Origin of the sequence: Caulobacter sp. HMWF025, assembly GCF_003060965.1 — a bacterium.
Lineage (GTDB): Bacteria > Pseudomonadota > Alphaproteobacteria > Caulobacterales > Caulobacteraceae > Caulobacter.
On record NZ_QAII01000175.1, the window covers coordinates 2,109 to 28,050 of the forward strand.

17 protein-coding genes and 1 pseudogene are annotated in these 25,942 nt (G+C 67.9%); 12 read left to right on the plus strand and 6 right to left on the minus strand.

Annotated features, from left to right (window positions below; genetic code table 11):
• The first annotated feature begins 2 nt into the window (after positions 1-2).
• The gene (locus tag DBR10_RS20350; RefSeq protein ID WP_146187873.1) at positions 3-9,230 is read left to right on the plus strand and encodes a cadherin-like domain-containing protein; all 9,228 of its coding nucleotides are present in this window, start codon (positions 3-5) and stop codon (positions 9,228-9,230) included.
• A gap of 45 nt (positions 9,231-9,275) precedes the next feature.
• Here the strand turns inward: DBR10_RS20350 and DBR10_RS18225 are convergent, their stop codons facing one another.
• Positions 9,276-10,019, minus strand: coding sequence for a LamG domain-containing protein (locus DBR10_RS18225; protein ID WP_108505341.1), 744 nt, complete (start codon positions 10,017-10,019; stop codon positions 9,276-9,278).
• Between the two features lie 59 nt (positions 10,020-10,078).
• Complete coding sequence (gene lldD / locus DBR10_RS18230) at positions 10,079-11,209, minus strand: FMN-dependent L-lactate dehydrogenase LldD (protein ID WP_108556561.1); 1,131 nt, start codon at positions 11,207-11,209, stop codon at positions 10,079-10,081.
• Positions 11,210-11,408: 199 nt separating this feature from the next.
• Between lldD and DBR10_RS18235 the strand changes: the two genes are divergently transcribed.
• From DBR10_RS18235 to rpoD, 8 genes are all read left to right on the plus strand, one after another.
• The gene (locus DBR10_RS18235) at positions 11,409-11,762 is read left to right on the plus strand and encodes a hypothetical protein (RefSeq protein WP_108505185.1); all 354 of its coding nucleotides are present in this window, start codon (positions 11,409-11,411) and stop codon (positions 11,760-11,762) included.
• Positions 11,763-12,040: 278 nt separating this feature from the next.
• A complete protein-coding gene (locus DBR10_RS18240) occupies positions 12,041-12,250 on the plus strand; it encodes a cold-shock protein (protein WP_108505184.1) in 210 nt (69 codons plus the stop codon).
• A gap of 110 nt (positions 12,251-12,360) precedes the next feature.
• Complete coding sequence (locus tag DBR10_RS18245) at positions 12,361-12,720, plus strand: DUF6481 family protein (protein ID WP_108490421.1); 360 nt, start codon at positions 12,361-12,363, stop codon at positions 12,718-12,720.
• Positions 12,721-12,752: 32 nt separating this feature from the next.
• Positions 12,753-12,899, plus strand: coding sequence for a hypothetical protein (locus tag DBR10_RS19510; RefSeq protein WP_177486238.1), 147 nt, complete (start codon positions 12,753-12,755; stop codon positions 12,897-12,899).
• A gap of 10 nt (positions 12,900-12,909) precedes the next feature.
• A complete protein-coding gene (locus DBR10_RS18250; RefSeq protein ID WP_108490422.1) occupies positions 12,910-13,167 on the plus strand; it encodes a hypothetical protein in 258 nt (85 codons plus the stop codon).
• A 136-nt stretch (positions 13,168-13,303) separates the two neighbouring features.
• Entirely contained in the window at positions 13,304-15,616 is a 2,313-nt protein-coding gene (locus tag DBR10_RS18255; protein ID WP_108556562.1) for a glycoside hydrolase family 3 N-terminal domain-containing protein, read from the plus strand.
• Entirely contained in the window at positions 15,616-16,956 is a 1,341-nt protein-coding gene (locus DBR10_RS18260) for a GntP family permease (protein WP_108505183.1), read from the plus strand. The genes DBR10_RS18255 and DBR10_RS18260 overlap by 1 nt, the downstream gene beginning before the upstream one ends.
• Positions 16,957-17,387: 431 nt before the next feature.
• Entirely contained in the window at positions 17,388-19,340 is a 1,953-nt protein-coding gene (gene rpoD, locus DBR10_RS18265) for an RNA polymerase sigma factor RpoD (protein WP_108504338.1), read from the plus strand.
• A 200-nt stretch (positions 19,341-19,540) separates the two neighbouring features.
• Here rpoD and DBR10_RS18270 read toward each other — a convergent pair whose 3' ends face one another.
• Positions 19,541-19,762, minus strand: a complete 222-nt coding sequence (locus DBR10_RS18270) for a flagellar basal body rod C-terminal domain-containing protein (RefSeq protein ID WP_108505621.1) — start codon at positions 19,760-19,762, stop codon at positions 19,541-19,543.
• 218 nt (positions 19,763-19,980) lie between these two features.
• Between DBR10_RS18270 and DBR10_RS18275 the strand changes: the two genes are divergently transcribed.
• From DBR10_RS18275 to DBR10_RS18285, 3 genes and pseudogenes are all read left to right on the plus strand, one after another.
• Positions 19,981-21,705, plus strand: a complete 1,725-nt coding sequence (locus DBR10_RS18275; protein WP_108556563.1) for a M20/M25/M40 family metallo-hydrolase — start codon at positions 19,981-19,983, stop codon at positions 21,703-21,705.
• Between the two features lie 16 nt (positions 21,706-21,721).
• Positions 21,722-22,418: pseudogene (locus tag DBR10_RS18280) on the plus strand (DUF998 domain-containing protein).
• A 32-nt stretch (positions 22,419-22,450) separates the two neighbouring features.
• Positions 22,451-23,188 (plus strand): copper homeostasis protein CutC, encoded by a 738-nt coding sequence (locus DBR10_RS18285; protein ID WP_108556564.1) that lies wholly within the window; start codon positions 22,451-22,453, stop codon positions 23,186-23,188.
• Positions 23,189-23,247: 59 nt separating this feature from the next.
• On the opposite strand, the gene DBR10_RS18290 is transcribed toward DBR10_RS18285, so the two are convergent.
• From DBR10_RS18290 to DBR10_RS20355, 3 genes are all read right to left on the minus strand, one after another.
• The gene (locus tag DBR10_RS18290) at positions 23,248-24,261 is read right to left on the minus strand and encodes a N(4)-(beta-N-acetylglucosaminyl)-L-asparaginase (RefSeq protein ID WP_108556568.1); all 1,014 of its coding nucleotides are present in this window, start codon (positions 24,259-24,261) and stop codon (positions 23,248-23,250) included.
• A 151-nt stretch (positions 24,262-24,412) separates the two neighbouring features.
• Positions 24,413-25,315, minus strand: coding sequence for a kinase (locus DBR10_RS18295; RefSeq protein WP_233243484.1), 903 nt, complete (start codon positions 25,313-25,315; stop codon positions 24,413-24,415).
• Positions 25,312-25,942 (minus strand): sensor histidine kinase (locus DBR10_RS20355; RefSeq protein ID WP_233243485.1); only part of this gene is annotated, 631 nt, incomplete at its 5' end. The genes DBR10_RS20355 and DBR10_RS18295, both read right to left, overlap by 4 nt.

Consider the following 25,942-nt stretch of genomic DNA (forward strand, 5'->3'; position numbering starts at 1 on the left):
TGGTGCTGATCCCCATCGCCTCGCTGCTGCTCAACGACACCGACGGCGAGAGCGACCCGCTCACCATCACCGGTATCGCCGGCGCCACCAATGGCGCGGCGGTGATCGACGGGACCAATATCCGCTTCACGCCCAGCGGCAATTTCGCAGGCCTGGCGACGATTACCTACATCCTGTCGGACGGCTTCACGACCTCGAACGGCAACGTCAATGTCACGGTTGCGCCGATCAATGACGGTCCCACCGCCAATGACAACAGCGGCTTCACCACGCCGGTCAGCACCGACCTGGTGCTGACACCCGCCACCCTGCTGGCCAATGACGTCGACATCGACGGCGGCCCGCTGACCATCACGGCGGTCGGCGACGCGGTGAACGGCTCGGTGGCGCTGGTCGGCGGCAATGTGGTGTTCACGCCCACGGCTGCCTTCTGGGGCGCGGCCTCGTTCAGCTACACCGTCTCTGACGGTGCCGGCGGCGTCGACACGGCCACGGTCAGCCTGACCATCGCCGGTGGCCTGCTGGTCGACGACGACATCGGCCATTCGCTGATCGGTTCGTCCATCGCCGACACCATCCTGGGCGCCGGCGGCGACGACACCCTCCAGGGCCAGGGCGGCCAAGACAGCCTGGTCGGCGGCGACGGCGCCGACGACCTCTATGGCCAGGCGGGCAACGATACGCTGGAAGGCGGCATCGGCGCTGACGAGTTCAACGACACCGAAGGCAGCAACACCTTCTCGGGCGGCGCGGGCACCGACACCTTCCACGCGGTGGCCTCGGGTGCCTTCGTCGACACCTTCACCGGCGGGACCGAGACCGACACCTATAACCTGGCCTGGGCGCCGGGCGCGGCGGCCGACCTGATCACCGACTTCGCGGCCGGCCCCGGCGGCGACGTGCTGAACCTCAGCGGCCTGTTCGGCTATCTGTCGGGCTATGCCGGCGGCGACAATCCGTTCGTCAGCGGCCATGTCCTGCTGGAGCAGGACGGTGCCGATGTGGTGCTGCGGATCGACCGCGACGCCGGCGGGGCGACCTATGCCCCCGTCGAGGTCCTGCGGCTGCAAAACCGGCTGGTGACGGACTTCACGACCGCCAACTTCTCGCCGGCCTTCTCGCCCACCGGCGCGGGTCTGGACCTGTCGGACGACGACGGTCCCAGCGCGCTGAACGGCGGTGTCAACAACGACACCCTCTCGGGCAATGGCGGGGCCGACACCCTTTCCGGCGGTGGCGGGGCCGACTCGCTGGACGGCGGCCTGGGCAATGACCAGATCTACGGCCAGGGCGGCGCGGACACCGCCAATGGCGGCGGCGGCGGCGACTATATCGTCGACAGCGAGGGGGCCAATGCCTTGAACGGCGGGGCCGGCGACGACACGGTCTCCGGCTCGGGCGTGCTGCACGGCAATGACGACAACGACAACGTCTCCGGCTCCGGCCAGCTGTATGGCGATGCGGGCAATGACACCCTGAGCGGCTCGGGCGCGCTGGATGGCGGGACCGGCAATGACCAGATCTATGTCGCCGCCGGAACGGGCCTGGGCGGCGCGGGCGACGACACCCTGACGGGCTCGGGCGCGCTGGCGGTGGGTGAAACCCTCGACGGCGGCGCGGGCAACGACAAGCTGGAAGGCATGGGCGGTGCCGACTCGCTGATGGGCGGCGACGGCGACGACGTGCTGGTGGGCGACTCCGGCCAGGACGGCAATGACACGCTGGACGGCGGGTCGGGTTTCGATGCGGCCCTGTTCTCGGGCAATATCGCCGACTTCTCGATCAGTACGGTAGCCGGCGTCACGACCGTGACCGACCTGCGGGCCGGCTCGCCGGAAGGCACCGACGTCCTGACCAATATCGAGCTGCTGTCGTTCGACGACGGCGAGGTGGTGCTGAGCGCCCTCACCGGCCAGGTGATCATCGGCACCACCGCCGACGACTCTATCCCCGGCGCGACGCCCTACGAAGCCACCAATGTCGGCGGCTCCGACACCATCGACGCCCTGTCGGGCTTCGACCGCGTCAATGCCGGTGGCGGCGATGACCTGGTGTTCGGCCGGATCGGCAATGACGTGATTACCGGCGGGTTCGGCGGCGACACCCTGGTCGGCGGCAGTGGCGACGACACCCTGCTGGGCGGCAGCGGCCGTGACGTGATCTACGGCACCGACGGCCCCTACCCGCCCGTTCCCGTGGCCGGCGGCGGTGGCGGCGGCGAGTTCGACGGGCCCGAATTCTGGTTCGACGACGCCGACGGCAACCATGACGGCCATGCCGACTTCGATCGTGACAGCCTGGACGGCGGGGCCCATGCCGACACCATCTATGGCGGTAACGGCGAAGACCTGATCACCGACTCCCAGGGCCAGAACCTGATGTTCGGCGGCGATGATGCCGACACCATCCGGGGTACGGGCACGCTGGACGGCGGCGACGGCAACGACTCTCTGGAAGGCACTGGCCTGCTGCTCGGCCAGGCCGGCAACGACGTCCTGTATGGCTATGGCACGCTGGACGGCGGCGAGGGCCAGGACACGCTTTATGTCCGCACGGGTGCCACGGGCCTGGGCGGGGCGGGCAATGACAGCCTCTACGGCTCCGAACCCTTCGCCGACGGGGCCCAGACCCTGGACGGCGGCGCGGGCGACGACGTCATCCAGGGCAACTGGGGCGACGACAACCTGGCCGGCGGCAGCGGCAGCGACACGATCAACGGCGGCTGGGACGACGATTCCATCGACGGCGGCAGCGGTGACGACACCCTGATCGGCTCCTATGGCGATGACACCATCGACGGCGGGCTGGGCTACAACGTCTCGGTCTATGCGACCAACCGGGCCGTCTATTCGGTGATCCAGGACGGCGCGGGCGGCTATCACGTCGTCAACAACCGCGGCTCCGACGGCTCGGACCTGGTGCGCAATGTCGATGTCATGCGGTTCTACGACATCGAGTTCGAGGCCAGCGCCCTGAACACCGGACAGGTGTTCACGGGCGGCCCGGGTGCCGACACCTTTGCCGGCACCGCCTTTGACGACAGTCTGGTCGGCGGCGACGGCGACGACCTTCTGGGCCTGGCCGGCGGCGCGCCGGGTCAGCAGACCCAGAGCGGCAACGGCGGTAACGACATCATCGAAGGCGGCGGCGGCAACGACACCATCGACGGCAATGCCGGCTTCGACGTGGTCGAGGGCGGCACGGGCGACGACTCCATCTTCGGCGGTACGGGCGAAGACACCCTGCTGGGCCAGGACGGTGCCGACACGATCGACGGCGGGGCCGATGCCGACATCATCCATGGCGGCGCGGGCGACGACAGCCTGCTGGGCGCAGGCGGCGACGACACGATCTATGGCGACGCCGGGACCGACACCGTCGACGGCGGCCTGGGCGATGACGACATCTACGCCAACGGCTCGGTCAATGGCGGTGAGGGCCAGGACTATCTGAGCGGCTCGGGCGAACTGTTCGGCGACGAGGGCCAGGACACCCTGATCGGCTCGGGCACCCTGGACGGCGGTCTGGGCGACGACCAGATCTATGTCGCCAACGGCGTGGGCCTGGGCGACGACGGGGCCGATACGCTGAGCGCCTCCAGCTACTATTCCGGCTCGGAGTTCCTTGACGGCGGCTCGGGCGCGGACACTCTCAGCGGCCTGTGGGGCAATGACACCCTGGTCGGCGGGGCCGGCGACGACTCCCTCAGCGGCGGTGAGCAGAACGATACGCTGTTTGGCGGCTCGGGCTTCGACAAGGCCTACTATGCGGGCTCGTTCGTGCCCCGCACCACCGTGATCCTGCCCGACGGCACGACGGTAATCGAGAGCGCCGACTATCGCGTCAGCTACAAACTGGACGTGAACGGCCTGATCGACGGAGCGGCCACGGTCGAACACAAGACCGGCGGCGGCGGAACCGACACCCTGTACGGCGTCGAGCTCCTGGTGTTCAGCGACGACGAGCTGGACCTGCCGTTCGGCGGCAATGTGGGCCTCAACATTGTTGGCACGCCGTTCGACGACATCCTGATCGGCGACTCCGGCAACGACACCATCACCGGCCTGGACGGCAATGACCGCCTGGGCGGTGATGACGGCAACGACACCATCGTGGCCGGCGACGGCAATGACGTGCTGAACGGCGACTCCGGCGCCGACACCCTGCGTGGCGGCGACGGCCTGGATCACATCTATGCCGGGGCCGGCAGCGACCAGGCCTTCGGCGACGCGGGCGACGACACCATCGACGGCGGCCAGGGGGCCGACACCGCCCAGGGCGGAGACGGTGACGACTACATCTATGACTGGAACGGCGACAACCTGCTGCAGGGCGAGGCCGGCGCCGACACGATCCAGGGGATCGGCACGCTGCAAGGCGGAACGGGCAATGACAACCTGTACGGCTCGGGCCTGCTGCAGGGCGGATCCGACCAGGACTACCTCTATGGCTCGGGCACGCTGGAAGGCGGCACGGGACTGGACACCCTGTTTGGCTACGGCCAGCTGGACGGTGGCGACCAGAATGACGTGCTGGGCGTGGGTGGCGACAGCACCGGCAAGGGCGGCAGCGGCAATGACCAGCTGTTCGGCTGGAGCCCCTATGGCCTGGACGGCAGCCAGAACCTGCAGGGTCAGGACGGCCAGGACACGATCTCCGGTAACTGGAGTTCAGACACCATCGACGGCGGGGCCGATGACGACCTGCTCTCGGGCGGCCAGGCCGACGACACGATCATCGGCGGCACCGGAGACGACACGGCCACCTGGGCCAGCCTACGCCAGCACTATTCGGTGATCGAGGACGGGCTGGGCGGATATCTGGTGGTCTCCAACCGCACCAATGAGGGCACGGATGCCCTCAGCGGCGTCGAGACGGCGGTGTTCTCCAATGCCACGATCCCGCTGGATCCCTCGACGGCGGGCGAGATCCAGATCGGCGGAGCGGGTTCAGACACCCTGACCGGCGGCGTCAATGACGACAGCCTGGTGGGAATGGGCGCAGCCGACGTGCTGAACGGCATGGCCGGTCATGACCAGATCCGCGGCGGCGACGGCGCTGATACCATCGATGCGGGCGTCGGCTATGACGTCGTCCATGGCGACGGCGGCGACGACTCGATCATCGCCGGTGACGGCGAAGACCAGGTCTGGGGCGGCGATGGTTCCGACACCATCCTGGGCGGAGCCGACAGCGACACCCTGGACGGCGGCGCGGGCGCTGACAGCGTCGACGGCGGCGACGCCGCTGACGTGATCACCGACTATGCCGGCGACAACACCCTGGTCGGCGGCCTGGGCAACGACTCCATCACCGGAAGCGGCCTGCTGCTGGGCCAGCAGGGCCAGGACTATCTGTACGGCACCGGCCGCCTGGAAGGCGGCGCGGACTCCGACCAGATCTATGGCTGGGGGACCCTGCTGGGCGGCGAAGCCAATGACACGGTCGGCGGCGGCGACGGCAGCCAGGTGTTCGGCAATGAGGGCGACGACGTCCTCTACGGCTGGTCGCCCTACTACTATGACGGCGATCAGCGCTTCGAGGGCGGGGCCGGCAACGACAGCATCTATGCCAACTGGGGCAATGACACCGTCGAGGGCGGAACCGGCAACGACTATATCGACGGTGGCCAGGGCAACGACCAGCTGTTCGGCGGCGACGGCTCCGACACCTTCGTGGGCGGCGGCGGCAACGACAAGATGTACGGCGGCGGGGCGGCGCTTCCGCCCGACGTGGCCCGCTATGCGGGCAACCGCAACGACTACACGGTGGTGGAAGTCGGCGGGAAGATCATCGTCACCGACAACCGGGCCGGCGCGCCCGACGGGGTCGACACCCTGTACGGCATCTATGACCTCGAGTTCTCGGACGGCGACTATCAGGGCACGCCCAACTTCGGCTACGCCTACTGGGGAACGGCCGGCAACGACACGATTTCCGACCATTCCAGCCTCGGCGTGACCAGCACCCGGCCCGGCAGCATCGACACCAGCTCGGGCGACGACACGATCTATGCCTATGGCGGTGACGACTATGTGCGCGGCCTGGCCGGTGCCGACTGGATCGACGGCGGCGAGGGCAATGACACCCTCGACGGCGGTACCGAGCCCGACCAGATCTATGGCGGCGCGGGCAATGACCAGATCGACGGCGGCGACGAGGATGACCTCGTCTATGGCGGCGATGACAACGACACCGTCACCGGCGGCGCGGGCGAAGACGCCCTTTATGGTGGCGACGGCAATGACCGCATCGACGGCGGCTCGGAATCCGACGTGGTCAATGGCGGCCTGGGCGCTGACAGCCTGATCGGCGGCGGCGGCAACGACACCGTGGTCGGCGAAGGCGGGTCCGACACGATCGACGGCGGCTTCGGCGACGACAGCCTGCGCGGCGGCGACGACAACGACATCCTCACCGACCTGCAGGGGGCCAATGTGCTGGCCGGCGACGGCGGCGACGACTGGCTGCTGGGCTCGGGCTCACTGTCGGGCGGCGATGGCGACGACACCCTCACCGGTTCCAGCGGCGACGACACCATCGATGGCGGGGCGGGCGATGACGTCGCCATCTTCACCGGCGTGCGCAGCCACTACACCGTCACCCAGACGGCGGGCGGCTTCCTGGTGATCGACAACCGGGGCGGCACGGGGTCCGACACCGTTCGCGACGTCGAGACCCTGGTCTTCGCCGACGTGACCATCGCCCCGGCGACGGGCGGCCTGGAAATCCTGGGCACTCCGGCGACCGACAGCCTGGTGGGCACGGCCCTGGACGACATCATCCGGGCCGATGACGACAACGACACCGTTGACGGCGGCGACGGCAATGACCGGCTGTTTGGCCAGGGCGGCAACGACAGCATCAACGGCGGCCTTGGCAATGACGTCATCGACGCCGGCTCGGCCCACGACACGGTCGACGGCGGCGCAGGCGAAGACCGGATCATCGCCGGCGACGGGGCCGATTCCGTGCTCGGCGGGGCCGACAACGACACGATCAACGGCGGGTTCGGTGAAGACACCCTCGAGGGCGGAACCGGCGCGGACTGGATCGAAGGCGACAACAACAACGACAGCCTGCTGGGCGGAGACGGTGCCGACACCCTGTACGGCGAGCACGGCAACGACACGCTGCGCGGCGGCAATGACGGCGACACCCTCTACGACAATGAGGGCGTCAACGCGCTGTTCGGCGACGCGGGCAATGACACCCTGACGGGCATCGGCACGCTGATGGGCGGAACCGGGGCCGATGTTCTCAGCCTGCTGGCCGGCGGCAACGCGTCGGGCGAAGAGGGCAATGACAGCCTCTATGGCAGCAGCGCGGCCGACACCCTGTCAGGGGGCGCGGATCTGGACTATCTCGCCGGTTCCTACGGGGCCGACAATCTGGCCGGCGAGGCCGGAGCCGACACCCTGGACGGCGGCGACGGTGCCGACGTACTGGACGGCGGGACGCAGGACGACCTCCTGATCGGCAATGCCGGCAACGACACCCTGGACGGCGGAGCAGGCTACGATATCGCCCGCTACTACGGGACCCGGGCCCAGTACACGATCAGCTCGGACGGCGCGGGCGGCTTCTTCGTCGTCGACAACTTCCCGGAAAACGGCGACCAGGGCTTCGATCACATCGTCAATGTCGAGCTGCTGCGCTTTGACGATATGGATTTCGCGCCCTCGGCGGCCAACACAGGAATTGTTTTCGACGGCAATGCCTCCAATGACCTGATCAACGGAACCAGCGGCGACGATAGTCTGCGCGGCTTCGGCGGCAATGACACGATCAACGGGCTGGACGGCGCCGATACACTGGACGGCATGAACGGTGCCGACTCCCTGGTCGGCGGCGCAGGCAATGACGTGCTGGACGGCGGCGACGGCAATGACACCATGGCCGGCGGCCTGGGCGATGACCTGATCAGGGTCCACAATCGCGGCGACGTGGTGGTGGAACTGGTCGGCGAAGGCACCGACACGGTCGAAAGCTCGGTGTCCTACACCCTGACGGGCGGCGCGGCGATCGAGGTCCTGACCGCCGCAAATGCCGTGGGTCCGGTCAACCTGACCGGCAACGGCTTCGCCCAGCAACTGATCGGCAACGGCGGCATCAACCTGCTGGACGGCGGGGCCGGTGCCGACACCATGATCGGCGGCGGCGGCAACGACACCTATATCGTCGATGATGCCGGCGACGTCGTCACCGAGGCCGTCGGCGGTGGCTATGACGGGGTGCGGGCCAAGACCAACAGCTACATGCTGGGGGCCGAGGTCGAACTTCTGACCTTCATCGGGGTCGGCAACTTCTCCGGCACCGGCAACGCCTCGACCAATGTCATCACCGGCGGCGCGGGCAATGACACCCTGGACGGCGCAGGCGGCACCGACGTGCTGGTGGGCGGCCTGGGCGACGATACCTACAAGGTTGACACCGCCGGCGACCAGACCGTCGAGCAGATCGGCCAGGGCATCGACACGGTGCTCAGCACCGCCGCCATGACCGCCCTGTCAGCCAATCTGGAGCACCTGCAGTTCGTCGGGATCGGCAACTTCAAGGGCTTCGGCAACGCCCTCAACAACCAGATCACCGGCGGAGCAGGCAATGACACCCTGGACGGCGGGGTCGGGGCAGACACCCTGACCGGCGGACTGGGCGACGATGTCTACTTCATCGACTCGGCCTCGGACGTGATCAACGAGGCCGTGGGCGGCGGTGCCGACCGCATCCTGACCCGGCTGTCCACCGCCACGGCGGCCGACAATGTCGAAGGGCTGATCTACTACGGGCCCGGGACCTTCGAGGGCTTTGCCAACGCCACCGGCACGTCGCTGTTCGGGGCCGGAGGCAACGATACCCTGACCGGCGCGGCGGGCGCAGACCGACTGGCGGGCATGGGCGGCAATGACGTCCTGACCGGCAACGGCGGCGCCGACCTGTTCTACTTCGACGCGCCGGGCCTGGGGATCGACCAGATCACCGACTTCCAGATCGGTGTCGATCACATCGAACTGCGAGCCACCCAGTTCGGCGTCGTCAGCCTGGCCGACCTCGGCTTCGCCTCGGGCATCGCCCCGGCGGCGTCGGACGGACGGCCGACCATGCTCTACGACACGGCCACGGGCAGCCTGTACTTCGACGCGACGGGCAATGATCCGGGCGACCGGGTGCAGATCGCGGTCCTGACCGGCACACCGGCCCTGACCCTGAACGATTTTGTGATTGCATAGCGAGGGCGAGGCGTGCGGCACCGGACCCGTCCGGTGCCGCGCACCTCACCCCGCCTTCAGACCGCGGGGCATGGTGAAGGCTTCCGGCGCGAGGGCCCGGGGCGTAAAGCGTGCCTCGCGAACGGCGCCCCTGAAGTAGTTGACCCGGTTCATCCGCACCCCGATCGAGGCCCGCCCGGGCCCCTGGGCGGTGAAGGCGATGGGGGCCTGTGCCTGCAGCTCGCCGTTGACGAAACTGCGATAGGTCTGGCCGTCATAGGTCTGGGCCACATGCGCCCAGACCCCCAGAGGGTGCAGCTTGTCCGGGGCCATCAGCGGCTTGTTGTAGCCGGGGCCGCGCACGAAGGCGTCGAGATACCAGCCGCCCTCAACCACCCGGATCTCGAACAGGAAGCGCGTCACCGACGGGGTCGGGGGCGGCGCGCCCGGAACCGCCGGCGGATCGCTCTCGGCCAGATGGAACCAGCGCTGCTCGAACGGCCCGCCGTCCGGCCGGAATACGGCTTCGAAGGTGAAGGTCCCTGCTCCCGCCAGCGGATGGCTGTCGATGAACAGGGCATCGTCGATACCGTCGAACAGCACCGCCCGCCCGCCGGGACCGCTGATCAGCGTCGGCTGCCCCTCGACCTTTACGGGCAGCCCGCCGATCCGGTCGAGGCGGTCGAAGGTCCAGACCGTCTGCCCCCGGGGCGGCCGGATCATCGCCCCGGCAGGCGCGGCCGTCGCCAGGCCGAGCGCACCGGCTCCCAGCAACAGCTCACGACGCGGAAGGAAACGGGGATCCGGCATGGCGGCTTCCTGACTTTGACACCGGTATCAGGGTGAAGCCGAAAGGCCGCCGCCGCAAGTCAGGCCAGGATCGAGCGGTCGATCTGGTCGACGGACGTGACGCCGGTCAGGGCCATGGCGACGCGCATTTCCTTCTCGATCAGGTCCAGAAGCTGGGAGACCCCCGGCCCGCCCCGCGCGGCCAGGGCATAGACGAAGGCCCGGCCCAGCAGCACGCCCCTCGCCCCCAGGGCCAGCATCCGCACCACATCGAGCCCCGAGCGCACCCCGCTGTCGGCCAGCACCGTCAGGCGGTCGCCGACGGCCTCGGCGATGGCCGGCAGGGCCCGGGCGCTGGACAGCACGCCGTCCAGCTGTCGCCCGCCGTGGTTGGAGACCACGATCCCGTCGGCACCGATATCGGCAGCCGCCCGGGCGTCGTCCGGGTCGAGCACGCCCTTGATGATCAGCGGCCCCTTCCAGAGCTCGCGGATCCATTCCAGGTCCTTCCACTGGATGGACGGGTCGAAATTGGCCCCGAGCCAGCCCATGAAGTCCTCAAGTCCCGAGTTTGCACCCAGCACCGGCGCGACATTGCCCAGGGTGTGGGGCCGGCCCATGACCCCGACGTCCCAGGCCCAGGCGGGCTTGCCGACCGCCTGCAGGATCCGCCGCGCCCCCGCATGGGGGCCGCTCATGCCGGAATGGGCGTCGCGATAGCGGGCGCCGGGCACCGGCATGTCGACGGTGAAGACCAGGGCCGTCGCCCCGGCATCCTTCGCCCGCACCAGCAGGTCGCGCATGAAGCCCCGGTCGCGCAGCACATAGAGCTGGAACCAGATCGGCGCGGGACTGGCCCGGCTGACCTCGTCGACATCGCAGACCGAAACCGTCGACAGGCAGAAGGGCACGCCGTTGGCCGCCGCGGCCCTTGCCGCCTGCACCTCGCCCCGCCGGGCATACATGCCGGTCAGGCCGACCGGTGCCAGGGCCACTGGCATAGACTGCTCGACGCCGAACAGGGTCGTGCGGGTCGAGACCTGCGAAACGTCCTTCAGCACACGCTGGCGCAGGGAGAGGTCGGCGAGATCCGAGACATTCCGAGCCAGGGTCCGCTCGGCATAGGCGCCGCCGTCGATATAGTCGAACAGGAAGCGCGGCAGCCTGCGCCGGGCGGCCTCTCGGAAGTCCGTCGTCGACGAAACGATCATGGGATCAAGTTTCCGGCGGGATGACTGCAGGAGCGCGGCGGCATCACCATCCCCCGGCGAGGCCGCCCTGCCCTTCGACTAGCATTTCCAGCGCCCGGCAAGCGAGAGCCCAAAGCGTTCGGTGAGCCGGAGCCGACGGCAACGCGCGTGGCAAGATCAGGCCAAGCTGCTATGCAGCCGCCGAACCCAGGAGCCCCGCATGGTCCGCAATCTTACCGGCAAGGTCGTCGCCCCGGCCCAGGATCCGACCGCCCTCGCCGACCAGGCCTGGTTCGAGGCCCATCCCGAGCGCCACTTTCACCTGCGCGATCCCGCCCCGCTGGAATTCCGCGAGCCCCTGGGCGAGGCCGGCGACGGTTTCAGCTGGCGAGTTCTGGTCGTCAGGCTGGACGGCGGCTCACGCCTGCGGCTGCCGGTGTCCCTGGCCTGGGACCTGCACAATGACCATGCGCGCGACAGCCACCTGGCCCTGCTGTTCGACCAGGTTGCGCCCGATCAGGCCCGTTCGATGCTCAACAGGGCCCGGACAAACCCGGAAAAACCGGCCGGCTGAAAACTGATCGCGAGCAAGTTTTTCTGACCGAGCGCTGCTTAATTTATTGATGAACTCTGCCGTACGGCACGGCCAATCCGAGTCATTCTTTTTATTCCCGTTGCGCGCGAATGAGATTTCGCATAGGGTCTTCGTATTAAATATCGATTTGGTTCGATTGCTCTCCACGCTTGTTCTTAAGGATCGAGCTTCGAGCCCATCACGATCCTCTCCGAAAATTTGATCACGCGGCTTCGCTCGAAGTCGCGCGCGGATCTATCACCCGAAAGGTGACTCTCATGACGACCGGTACAGTGAAGTGGTTCAACGCCACCAAGGGCTTTGGCTTCATTCAGCCTGATGACGGCGGCGCAGACGTGTTCGTGCACATCTCGGCCGTTGAACGCTCGACCCTGGGCTCGCTGAACGAAGGCCAGAAGCTGTCCTTCGAACTCGAGCGCGACCAGCGCAGCGGCAAGATGTCGGCCGGCCAGCTCCAAGCTGTCTAAGCCACTCGGTGACAGGGGCGGCCTCCGCCCCTGTCACCAGCCTGGCTGCCCGATCAGACTTTCCCAACCTCGACGACACGCGGGGTTCTCCCCTCGACGTTGAAGGCTCCATGAACGAAACCACCCGCACCACCTTCGCCACCCGACTCCAGACCGCCGCAGATGCCAAGAAGGCGCTGCTGGCCAAGTTCAAGCCCAAGGCCGCTGTCGCCGATCCGCTGTTCGAGACCCGCGAGACCGTCCGGGCCGAAGAACTGGCCAAGGTGCGCGCCGAGCGCTCAGAGGCCCGCGCGGCCGCCCGTCAGGCCGTTGCCGACGCCGCCGCAGCCGCCCAGCAGATCCTCGACGACGAAGCCGCCAATACGCTCAGCGCCAAGCGCGGCGCCATCAAGGAACGCAAGGCTCTGTCGGCCGCCGAAGCCAAGGCCAAGCGCGACAGCCGCTACGCCGCCCGCAAGGCCCGCGGCTAACCCCTTCGACCATCAGCCCGGGGAGCCCCGACATGGCGCGCAAGCCCAACTACAATTTCGAACGCATGGAACGCGACCGCCAGAAGGCCATCAAGGCCGCTGAAAAGGCCGCCGCCAAGCGCACCGCCACCCCGAACTCCGACGTCGATCCCGACGCCAAGCCCAGCGACAGCCAGTGAAAGCCCGCGCATGACCGTATCGACCTCCTACAGCCACGAGACCCTCGTGGTGGACGGCGAGCAGTATGCCGACTGCGACTTCCAGGACTGCAAGCTGATCTATGCCGGCGGAGCCCTGCCCGGCTTCAGCGACTGCCGTTTCAACGGCTGCGACTGGAAGCTGGACGAGGCCGCCGAGCGCACCATCGACCTGCTGCGGCTGGTCTGGAACATCGGCGACAAGGTCCCGGTGCAGACGATCATCAAGTCGATCACCGCCGCCCGCTAGGGTTGCCGACTTGACAGCGTTGTCAACTATCTGAACTCCTGTAGGGTGCAAGTCTCGTCGCCGCTTAGTCGCCGGTGACGAGACGTACCAGAGAGGGTCCGGCCACAGGTCAGGTGCCCCGCAAGGGAGACCAGGAATGACCTCGCGAACCTCCGCGCGTCACGCTGTCAACGCCGCCCGTCGCGCCCTGCTGGCGGGTGCCGCCGCCCTGGCCCTGGCGTCGCCCACCCGGGCCCGGGCCGTGCGCACGGATCATGCCGCCCGGATCCGGCATCTGATCGGCCAGATGACGCTGGACGAGAAGATCGGCCAGCTGAACCAGGTTCCCGGCGGTCGCCAGAAGGCGCTCAATTCCAAGATCGACGCGGCGCAACTCGACCTCGTCCGCAAGGGCGCGGTCGGCTCGTACCTCCATGTGGCCGGGGCCGACTTTCTGCGCGACCTGCAGCGCGTGGCCGTTGAGGAGAGCCGGCTCAAGATCCCGCTGCTGTTCGGCATCGACGTGATCCACGGTTTCCGCACCATCTTTCCGGTTCCGCTCGGCATGGCGGCGACCTTTGACCCTGAGATCGTCCGCGCCTGCTCGCGGATTGCCGCCATCGAGACCTCGGTCAGCGGCCTGCACTGGACCTTCACGCCGATGGTCGACATCGCCCGCGACCCCCGCTGGGGTCGCATTGTCGAGGGGGCGGGCGAGGATCCCTATCTGGGGTCGCGCATGGCCGAGGCCCAGATTCTGGGCCTGCAGACGGAGGATCTCTCAGGCAAGGACACGGTCCTGGCCTGTGCCAAGCACTTCGGGGCCTATGGCGCGGCCAGCGGAGGGCGGGACTATGACAGTGCCGACCTGTCAGACCGGACCCTGCAGGAGGTCTACATGCCGCCCTTCCGGGCCGCCGCCTTGGCCGGAGCGGGCAGCTTCATGACCGCCTTCAACGACATTGCCGGCGTGCCGACCACCGCCAACCAGGCTCTGGTCCGCGGGCAACTGCGCGAGCACTGGGGCTATGAGGGCCTGGTGGTCAGCGACTGGAACGCCATCCTTGAACTGATCAACCACGGGGTCGCCGAGACCCCGGCCCAGGCCGCAGCCCTGGCGCTGAAAGCGGGCGTCGACATGGACATGGCCGGCGGCGTCTATGCCGGTCACCTGAAACAGGCGGTCGCCGACGATCCTTCGCTCCTGCCCTATCTCGACCAGGCGGTCGGCCGGGTTCTGGCGGTCAAGGCCAGACTCGGGCTCTTCGACGACCCCTTCCGCTTCGGCGACGCGGCGCGCGAAAAGGCCGAGATCGGCTCGGCGACCCATCGCGCCGTAGCCGCAGAGGCTGCGCGGAAATCCATTGTCCTGTTGAAGAACACCGGGAACCTGCTGCCCCTCACCGCCCCGGGCCGACGGGTCGCCGTGATCGGGGCCCTGGCCGATGACGCCTCGTCGGCCCTGGGTTCGTGGCGCGCGCGCGGCCAGGTGGGCGACGTCAGGACGCTGCTTTCGGCGCTAAAGGCGCAAGGCGGCCTAACGATCGACTATCAGCCCGGGGCTACGCCCCGGGGCGAGGACGCCTCGGGCATTCCCGCCGCCGTTGCGGCAGCCAGGGCGGCCGATGTCATCCTGCTGGTCATCGGCGAGGACTATGACCACAGCGCCGAGGCCCGCAGCCGCTCCGACATCACCCTGCCCGGCGTCCAGGCCCAACTCGCCCACGCCGTGCTGGACACCGGCAAGCCCGTCGTCGTGGTGCTGATGAACGGCCGCCCGCTGGCCCTGGCCGAGGTTCTGGACCGGGCCGACGCGGCCCTCGAAACCTGGTTCCTGGGCGTCGAGAGCGGTCCGGCGATCGTCGATGTGCTGACGGGGCGGACCTCACCCGCCGGCCGCCTGCCCGCCGGACTGCCGCGCAATGCCGGAACCAGCCCCGGCTTCTACGCCCACCTGCCCTCCGGTCGACCGGCCGATCCGGACCTGAGCAAGGACAGCGCGCGCTATCATGACGTCGCGATCGGCCCGCTGTTCCCGTTCGGACACGGGCTGAGCTATGCCAGCTTCGCCTATGGCGATCTCGCCCTCGACCGGTCGACGGTCGCTCCTGACGGCGCGGTCACAATCAGCCTGAACGTGACCAATACCGGCAAGGTCGCCGCCGACGAGGTGGTGCAGCTCTATGTCCGAGACCCGGTCGCCCTGGTCGCCCGGCCGGTGAAGGAGCTGCGCGGCTTTGTGCGTGTGCTGCTGAAGCCCGGCGAGACCCGGCGGATCAGCTTCAGACTGGCCGCCGCCCAGCTTGCTTTGTGGGACGCCGGACGCTGGCGCATTCAGGCCGGTCGCATCGAGGTGATGATCGGGGCGTCGTCCGACGACATCCGTCTGCGCGGGGCCTTCACCATCGCCGCTGACGGCTGGGGAACCGAGCCTCCCGCGGCCCTGCTGACCCCTGTCAGCGTGTCCTGATGACCGGACCGCTGGTGTCCCTGCTGATTGTCGTCGCCTCAGTGGCGACGGCCATCGTGCTGGTCCTGAAGGCCCGGTTTCCCGCCTTCCTGGCCTTGCTGATCGTCGCCCTCGGCGCAGGCCTGGCCTTCGGGGCCCCGCCTGATGAGGTGATCGCCTCGGTCCGCAAGGGACTGGGCGACGCCCTTGGCTTTGTGGCCGTCGTCGTCGGGCTGGGCGCGATGTTCGGGGCTCTGCTGGAGACCGGCGGCGGGGTTGAGGCCATCGCGACGAAGCTGCTGGCCCGCTTTGGCGAGAAGCAGGCCCCCTGGGCCCTGACCGTGATCGGGGTCGTGGTCGGCGTACCGCTTTTCTTCGACGTCGCCCTGATCATCCTGGCCCCCGTGCTGTGCGCCATGGCCCTGAAGGCCAACCGCCCCGTCGTCTGGTTCGCCCTGCCCGTCCTGGCGGGTCTGGCCGTCATGCACGCCCTTTTGCCCCCGCACCCCGGACCGGTGGCCGCCGCCGAACTGCTGAAGGCCGACTATGGCCAGATCGCCCTCTGGGGCCTGGTCTGCGGCCTGCCCGCGGTGCTGGTGGCCGGTCCCGTCTATGCTCTTGTCGCCTATCGCAAGGCCCAGGCCGGGGATTTCACGCCGCCGCCGCAGACCCAGGCAAGTGGTGACCGCGTGGCCGATATCGGTTTCGGTGTGGCCCTGACGGCCATGCTGGCACCCCTAACCCTGATCATGATCGGTGCCGCCGCACGAAGCTGGCCCAGCGGCTCGTTCACGGACCTGGTGGTCTTTTTCGGCCACCCGTTTTCCGCCCTGATCCTCGCCTGCCTCGGCGTCTGGATCCTGCTGTCGCTGCGCTACAGGACCCCGAGAGCCACGCTGCTGAAGATCACCGGGCGGGCCCTGGAGCCGGCCGGTGCGATCAGCCTCGTCGTCGGAGCCGGTGCGGCGTTCAAGCAGGTGCTGATCGATTCCGGGGTCGGGGCGCACATCACGACCGCCATGAGCGCCACACCGGTCACGCCATTGCTGTTCGGCTTCCTGGTGGCCGCCATCGTCCGTATCGCCCAGGGCTCGGCCACCGTGGCCATGGTGACGGCGGCGGGGCTGGCGGCTCCCCTGGTCGCCGCCGCCGGCCTGCCCCCCGCCCAGGTGGCGTTGGTGCTGATCGGGATCGGCGCTGGGGCTACGATCGTGTCGCATGTCAATGACACGGGATTTTGGCTCGTCAGCCAGTATCTGGGCCTGAGTGAAACCCAGACATTCCGGGCCTGGACGATCGGGTCCACCCTGGCGGGCCTGACGACCCTGGCGATGGCACTGGTGGTCTCGGCCCTGATCTAGATCAGGAAAATCAGCCCGCCCCCGCGCCGCGCGCCCTTGACACCGGTCCCCCGGCCCGCCATTTGCCGACTCAAGGATTTGCCAAGCAGCTGACTGACATCGCTCGGGCCGCCATACATTGAGCGCGCCCTTCCTGAAACAGGATGTCACCCTCGCCGCCGACGTCTGATCCCCAGTGGTCGCGGACCCGCAAGGTCGTCCCGCGCAAGGCCGCGCCTGGAGTCGCCAAACTCTCTGCCGAGACCCTTCTCGCGGAGCGATGTTACGTGGCGGACGTTCAGCGCAGGTCGGGTGCGACGTTTTGCAGCCGAGATTATTTTTGGGATCGACCGAACGGATGGCGCGGCTTGCTGCGGGCAGAACCTTTTCGGATCTAGAATTTTGTTCGATGCGCCTCTCGCGGGGGCGGTGCGTCGATTTCGGAGACCTTGATGAGCAACAATTCCTCGGCCGAGACGGAAGCGCCTGAGACCACCGGCGGCGACGGCCCGCTGCTCGACCTGACCGATGCCGGCGTCAAGAAGTTCATCAAGCAGGCGAAAGCCCGCGGCTTCGTGACGATGGAAGAGCTGAACAAGGTGCTGCCTTCGGAAGAGGTCAGCCCCGACGCCATTGAAGACACCCTGGCCATGCTCAGCGAGATGGGCGTCAATGTCGTCGAGGCCGAAGAAGACGCAGAGACCAGCGAGGGCGGCGAAGTCGTCGCCCGCGAAGACAACCAGCAGGTCATCACCTCCGACAAGCCGTCGGCCTATGACCGCACCGATGACCCGGTGCGGATGTACCTGCGCGAGATGGGCAGTGTCGAACTGCTGTCGCGCGAAGGCGAAATCGCCATCGCCAAGCGGATCGAAGCCGGTCGCGACACCATGATCCGGGGTCTGTGCGAAAGCGCCCTGACCTTCGAAGCCATCATGGTCTGGCGCGAGGAACTGGGCACCGGCCGCATCCTGCTGCGCGAAGTGATCGACCTGGAAGGCACCTATGCGGCCATTAACGGCGTCGCCGCCCAGCCCGCCACCGACGACGAGGCCGAGCCGGCCGAACCCGTCGATGACGAACCTGCCGTCAAGCCGGAAGGCGAAGGCGAGGACGAAGACGACTTCGACGACGGGGCCGGCCCGACGGTCAGCGCCATGGAAGGCGAACTGCGCGAAGGCGTCATGGCCATTCTCGACGCCATCGCCGGCGAGTTCGAGACCTTCCGCAAGCTGCAGGACAAGCTGGTGGGCAGCCGCCTGCGCGGCGAGGACCTGACCGACGCCGACCGCAAGGCCTATGAGGCCCTGTCGATGACGATCATCCAGCACCTCAAGACCCTGAAGCTGAACAACAACCGTATCGAGGCCCTGGTCGAGCAGCTGTATGCGATCAACAAGCGTCTGATCGGTCTGGAAGGCCGTCTGCTGCGCCTGGCCGACAGCTACGGCATCAGCCGCTCCGAGTTCCTGAAAGCCTATTTCGGGGCCGAGCTGAACCCCAACTGGACCGACCAGGTCAAGGCCATGGGCGTGCGCTGGACCAAGTTCGTCGAGAACGACGTCACCTCGGTCAGCGACATCCGTCAGGAAATCGCCGCCCTGGCCACCGAGACCGGCGTGCCGATCGACGACTATCGCCGCATCGTCCAGACCGTTCAGAAGGGCGAACGCGAAGCTCGCCAGGCCAAGAAGGAAATGGTCGAGGCCAATCTGCGCCTCGTGATCTCCATCGCCAAGAAGTACACCAACCGCGGCCTGCAGTTCCTGGACCTGATCCAGGAAGGCAATATCGGCCTGATGAAGGCCGTCGATAAGTTCGAATACCGTCGCGGCTACAAGTTCTCGACCTACGCCACCTGGTGGATCCGTCAGGCGATCACCCGCTCGATCGCCGACCAGGCGCGGACCATCCGTATCCCGGTGCACATGATCGAGACGATCAACAAGATCGTCCGCACCAGCCGCCAGATGCTGCACGAGATCGGCCGCGAGCCGACCCCGGAAGAACTGGCCGAAAAGCTGGCCATGCCGCTGGAAAAGGTCCGCAAGGTCCTGAAGATCGCCAAGGAGCCGATCAGCCTCGAAACCCCGATCGGTGACGAGGAAGACAGCCACCTGGGCGACTTCATCGAGGACAAGAACGCCATCCTGCCCATCGACGCGGCCATCCAGTCCAACCTGCGGGAAACCACCACCCGCGTGCTGGCCTCGCTGACCCCGCGTGAAGAGCGCGTGCTGCGCATGCGTTTCGGCATCGGCATGAACACCGACCACACCCTGGAGGAAGTCGGCCAGCAGTTCTCGGTTACCCGCGAACGCATCCGCCAGATCGAGGCCAAGGCCCTGCGCAAGCTGAAGCACCCCTCGCGGAGCCGCAAGCTGCGCAGCTTCCTGGACAGCTAAGCGCTTTCCACGGACCAGAAATGCAAACGCCCCGGCTCAAAGGCCGGGGCGTTTTTCGTTTGGGCTTGCCGCTTGCGAACCCGCCCGGTCGCCAAAATGAAACCGCTCCCCGGGCAGACCAGGGGGGACTGGCCCGGGGAGCAGCGTCCGGACGCCCTTCACAAGGGGGGGCGCGGGGGGCGTCCGGAAGGGACGGGGCGCTAGACCTTCAGGTCGAGCAGCGCGCCGGTCATCCTGTCGGCGGTCTTGGCGACTGCAACATTGGCTTCGAAATCGGTTTTGGCCGTAACCCGTTCGACGGCTTCGCGGACGGGATCGACGTCTCCGTCGCGGGCACTGGCGGCCGCCGCCCGTTCGGCGCTGGCGGTCAGGCGGTTGGCGGCTGCGGTCATCCCGGCAGCGGCAATGGCGAGGGCTTGCATGGCCGTCTCTCCCCTTCTGTCGCCCCAATCTGACAGGGCGCGGTTAAGGGCTCGCGTAAAAGAACGGTTAAAATCGACGCCGGACCCAAAATGGGTGAAACCCGCCCTTTCCCGGCAAAGATTACAAAACGTTCAGGTCGGCCAATCTCGACATTCGGCCACAGTCTGGCCAAGGTTCGCGCTTTCGCGGGCAAGGCCCGCCGCTGGAGCCCTGCTTGATGTCCTTTTCGCGCCGCGCCGCTCTGCTGAGCGCTGCCCTGCTGATCGTCGCCCAGCCCGTCCTCGCTGCGACCGCCTCCGCCAAGCCCGCCGCAACGGCTTCAGCAACCGCCCCGGCCAAGAGCAAGGGCAAGAAGACCCCGCCGCCCAGCTTCGTCCCCTCGCCCGAGGCCATCAAGGCGCACATGGGCTTCCTGGCCGATGACGCCATGGAAGGCCGTGAGGCCGGCACGCGCGGCTATGACATCGCCGCCAACTATGTCGCCGCCCAATACGCCCTGCTGGGCGTCAAGCCGGGCGCGGCCGGTGGGTCCTACCTGCAGCGCGTACCGCTGCTGGCCTTCAAGAACGCCTCGGAAGGCAGCCTGGTGCTGACCGCCGCCGACGGCACGACCACCGCCCTGAAGTTCGGCGAAGACTATCTGCCCAATGCCCAGGCCCAGGCGACCGAGGTGTCGGTGTCGGCGCCGCTGGTCTTTGTCGGCTACGGGATCAGCGCCCCCGAAAAGGGCCGAGACGACTATGCCGGCGTCGATGTGAAGGGCAAGATCGTCGTCCTGCTGACCGGCGCGCCCACCAGCTTCCAGACCGAAGAGCGGGCCCACTACGGCAACGGGACGGTCAAGCGGCTGGAAGCGGCCAAGCGCGGCGCGGTCGGCGTGATCAGCATGGCCACCACCAGCTCGGAAAAGCGTCGCCCGCTGGAACGCGGTGTGGCCGGCTATCGCGAATGGCGGATGACCTGGCGCAATGCCGAAGACGTGGGCTTCGTGCGTGGTGTCTCGTCCCCGACCCTGGCCTCGATCGGCCTGAAGGGGGCGGCCAAGCTGTTCGCCGGAGCCCCGACCAGCCTCGACACCGTGCTGGCCGCCGCCGAAACCCCGGACGGCCTGATCAAGGGTTTTGACCTCGCCCCCAAGGCCGCCGTGTCGCTGAAGAGCGAGATCGAAAAGCGCGAAAGCAGCAATGTGGTCGGCCTGATCGAGGGCACCGATCCCAAGCTCAAGGCCCAGACCGTCGTCCTGACGGCCCACCTCGACCACACCGGCATCAACGAAAACGCCAAGCCGGGCGTCGACCGCATCAATAACGGCGCGCTCGACAATGCCTCGGGCATCGCCACCCTGCTGGAGGTGGCCCGCGGCTTCCAGAACGCCAAGACCAAGCCGAAGCGTTCGATCCTGCTGGTGGCCGTCACCGCCGAAGAGAAGGGCCTGATCGGCTCGGAATACTTCGCCAACAATCCGACAGTGGCCAAGGCCGACATCGCGGCCAATGTGAACCTGGACATGCCGGTCCTGCTGTATCCATTCACCGACGTCGTCGCCTTCGGGGCCGACCGCTCGACCCTCGGCCCGGCCGTCGCCAAGGCCGCCGGTCGCGTGGGCATTGCCCTGTCGGGTGACCCCCTGCCGGAAGAGGGCCTGTTCACCCGCAGCGACCACTATCGCTTCGTCGAGCAGGGCATTCCGTCGGTCTTCCTGATGACCGGCTTCCAGAACGGCGGCGAAAAGGCCTTCAAGGACTTCCTCGCCACCCACTATCACCGGCCCAATGACGACCTGAACCAGCCGATCGACTATCAGGCGGCCGCCAGATTCGCCCTGGTCAATTACGAGATCGCCCGCGAACTGACCGATGCGCCGGAGCGGCCGGTCTGGAAGAAGGGTGACTTCTTCGGCAACCAGTTCGCCCCCGCCGGTCACCCGTCAGCCGCGAAGTAGGGCTTCGCAAAACCCATTGACCCGGAGGGCGGCGGAAGGGATTCTGCCGCCCTCCTTGTTTCGAGGCTGCCCCACCCGTGTCTGTCCGCACCGGCGCTTACCTGAAGATCGGCGTCATCACGCCGGTATTGATGGTCGCCGATGTCTGGCTGGCCCAGAAGCTGTTCCCGGGTTTTGACCCCGGAGCCCAGTTCATCAGCGAACTGGGCGGACCGTCCGCGCCCCTGCCGGCCGTCTTCAACATCGGCATGATCATCGCCGGGGTGGCGGGCCTTTTCGCAGGCGCCGGCTTTGCCCATGCGCTGGAACACGCCGGAGGGCGTCGCACGGTCTCGGCCTTTTCCGGCCTGTGGGTTGCCCTGACCGGGCTGGGTGCGATCTTCGCCGGGCTGTTCCACTGGCCCGACGAGATGCACCGGGCCTGCGGGGTGGGCCTGTCGATCCAGTTCGCGCCGTTGTTCACGGCCTGGGCGCTTTGGGGCGTGCCTGGCCACCAGCGGCTGGCAAGATTTTCCCTCGGCTGGTTCTTTGGTCTGCTGCTGGTTCTGGCCCTGCTGACCGGCGTCTGGAACGTGCGGACCGGCTATGACGTCGGCTACTGGCAGCGCGGCCACGCCTTCCTGGGCCTGCTGTGGCTGGGCATCGCCGCCTGGACCCTCGAGCGCGGCTGGCGGCTGCGGCTCGCGCAAGCCGTCGACGCCGCCTCGGCCTGACCCCCTCACAAGGCCCCTTCCGGAGACCGCCCATGCCCGTGCTGCTTGAAGTCTGCGTCGACAGCCCTGCCGGACTGGCCGCCGCCATCGCAGGCGGGGCCGACCGGGTCGAGCTGTGCTCGGCCCTGGCCCTGCAGGGCCTGACGCCCGCGCCGGGCCTGATGGCCCTGGCCGGATCGGCCCCGATCCCGGTCTATCCGATGCTGCGCCCCCGGCCAGGCGACTTCTGTTACGACGAGGCCGAGCTGGACGTGATCTTCCGCGACATCGACGCCACCCGCGCCCATGGCCTGACCGGGGTGGTGATCGGGGCCAATCGCCCAGGCGGCGCGCTGGACGATGTGGCCCTGGCGCGGATGGTCGACCATGCCGAGGGCCTGGACATCACCCTGCACCGGGCCTTCGACCTGACGCCGGACCTCTCCGAAGCCCTGGAAACCGCCATCGCCCTGAAGATCCCCCGGATCCTGACCTCCGGCGGCGCGGCCAATGCCCCGGCCGGGGCCGACGTGTTGGCGGCGCTCGTGGCCCAGGCCAGGGGCCGGATCAGCCTGATGGCCGGGGCCGGGGTTCGTCCCGAAACCATCGCCGACCTGGTGACCCGCACCGGCGTGACCGAGGCCCACGGCTCGTTCGCCGGCCCGGCCCCGCGCGGCGTCGACGGAGCCGCCGACGGACGGGCCTGGGCGATGGGCTTTGTCGATCGCGGCCTGCGCGAGACCGACGCCTCGGCCGTCGCCGCCGCCAAGGCCGCCCTGCAGGGCCTCTAGGCTTTTGTTTTCACGCGCGTTTCAGTCCGAAAACCGGGTCCCGCTATTCGGAACGCGCTCTAGTAGAAGCTCGCTCCCGGCAGCAGGGCGTCCTGCTTGCCGGCGTCGCACAGGGCATAGCTGAAGCCCTTCTGGATCGCCCAGGCCCCGACCTCGCCCCGCTTGTTGATGGCCAGGAAACCGACCTGGAAGTCGCGTGCGGCCGGCTTTTTCTTCAGGATCCGGGCCACGGCCTCCTTGCAGGCCTCCTCGGGCGAGCGGCCCTGGCGCATCAGCTCGACGACCAGGAAGCTGCCGACATTGCGGATCACCTCTTCGCCCACCCCGGTCGAAGTGGCCCCGCCGACCTCGTTGTCGACATAGAGGCCCGCCCCGATGATCGGGCTGTCACCGACCCGGCCGCGCAGCTTCCAGGCCATGCCGCTGGTGGTGCAGGCCCCGGAGATATTGCCCGCCGCATCGAGGGCCAGCATGCCGATGGTGTCATGGTTGCCCGCCCCGCCCGGCGTGCCCAGCTGGCCACTGGTCTGGCGGTAGTCGAGGTTTTCGCTGTTGGCCCGCGGCGCATATTTCGCGTCCTTCTTCCACGCCTCCCAGGCGGCGCGGGATTCGTCGGTCAGAAGCTCTTCGCGGGGAAAGCCCTGTTCGAGGGCAAACTGCAGGGCTCCAGCCCCGACCAGCATGACGTGCGGAGTCTTTTCCATCACCCGGCGGGCTACCGAGATGGGGTGGGCGATGTGTTCCAGCGCCGCCACCGAGCCGCAATTGCCCTGCTCGTCCATGATACAGGCATCGAGCGAGACATGGCCGTCGCGGTCGGGATAGCCGGCCCGGCCGACGCTGTGGTTCTTCAGGTCCTGCTCGGGGATACGGGCCCCGGCCTCGACCGCGTCCAGCGCCCGGCCGCCCTTCGACAGCACCGCCCAGGCGGCCTGATTGGCGGCGATGCCGAAGTCCCAGGTGGAGATGACGCAGGGTTTTGAAAGCGTCGTCGCCCCCTCTCCGGCCCGCGCTGCGCTCGCCAGCAGCCCGGCCCCGACGGCCGAAGCCCCGATCAGTCCCCGACGGCTCATGGTCATGCTGAAATCCCCTCTCTGCGCACGCTAGGCTTTTAGTCCTAAACCTGCCGCAGCCTTGCGGATGCAGCAAACCCCATCCCGGATGCCACTTCGCCCCAAGCGCCTGTGAAAGCAGCGCCGAACGCGGCCGCACGCCCCGTCAGGACTAAAGACCTTCGATGACTTCCGGCCCGCGTTCGGCGTTCAGCCGCACGACGATGTCGGCGCGAGGCGGCAAGTCCTCGGCGATCCACGTCGTCAGGCGCTGATAGTGGCCGACGAACCGATCGAGAGCAGGAGGATCCATAAGGCCCGACAGATCCAGACCCATGCGGGCCCGCCGGTCGGCCAGTCGGGCCTCCTGCTCGCCGCGCCAGCGCCGGACCGTGGCAAAGTCCGGGGCGATCAGGGCCGCCATCAGGTCAATGCGCTCGAACAGGCCGGCATAGTCCGCAGCCAGGGCGTTATTGGCAAAGGTGCGCCAGATCCCCTGCGGGTCTTCGTCCCGTTCCAGGTCATTGACCGGTTCCGTCAGGGCCTCCGGCGGCTGAGCCCGCGCGCCGACACACCAGCCCTCCAGAAGGACGACATCGACCGGCCCCTCGACACCGGCTGCTTCGCACGGCGGAGCGCGATCATCTGCGGCCTTGTCGAAGCGCGGCAGAACGACGGGACCCTGACGGCCCAGGGCGTCAAGGACCGCGTGGCCAAGGGCCACATCATGGGTTCCCGGGACCCCGCGCGTCATCAGCAGGGGATGCACGGTGCTCGCCAGAGCCTGACGCTCGGCACGGGTCCGGTACAGGTCATCGAGAGACAGGAAGGCGGTCGCAAGGCCCCGGTGTTTCAGCAACTCGGCCACCAGACTGACCAGGGTCGACTTGCCGGCCCCCTGGGGACCGCAGAGCCCGACAATGAGCGGGCCGCTTCGCCCGACGGTTTCGACCTTGATCCGGTCGGCAAGGGGCCGATGCAGGCGGTCGGCCAGGTCGGCAAACCCGGCCGGAAGATCATGCTCTGCGGCAAACAGCGCGATCGCCGCCCGGTCCTGCAACGGCACCGTGGTCAAAACGGATTGCTCCAGCGCACCGCGCCCGACAGGGGCATGGAAGCCGTGAACACCAGACCCTCAGGCTTGAAGTCAAAGTGCGGTCGGCCTTTCAACTCGCGCCGGATCGAACTGTCGATCAGCCGGATGCCAAAACCCAGCAGGCCGGGCGAGACAACGGGTGGTCCACCCTGTTCGGTCCAGTTGAAGATCAGGCTCTGGCCTTCAGGATCCACACGCCAGACGATACCGACCGTGCCGCCGGGCGCGGAGAGGGCCCCATACTTGGCGCTGTTGGTCGCCATCTCGTGAAACACCATCGACAGGGCCACGGCCGTGTGCGGATTGAGCGAGACAGAGGGCCCTTCACACGAGACCCGGTCGCCGTGAGCGCGTGTGCAGGCCTGCATCAGCGCCCCCAGATCCGCTTCGCGCCAGCCCGTCCGGGTCAACAGGTCATGCGCGCCAGAGAGGGCAATCAGGCGTTCTGTAAAGACCTCGACCTTGGCACTCTCGGCCTTGCCGAAGGTCTGGCGTGCCAGGGCCTGAACCGTGGCCAGGGTATTCTTCACCCGATGATTCAGCTCATTGATCATCACCGCCTGGCGGTCTTCGCGGGCCTTGAGCTCGGCAGACGCAGCCATCAGC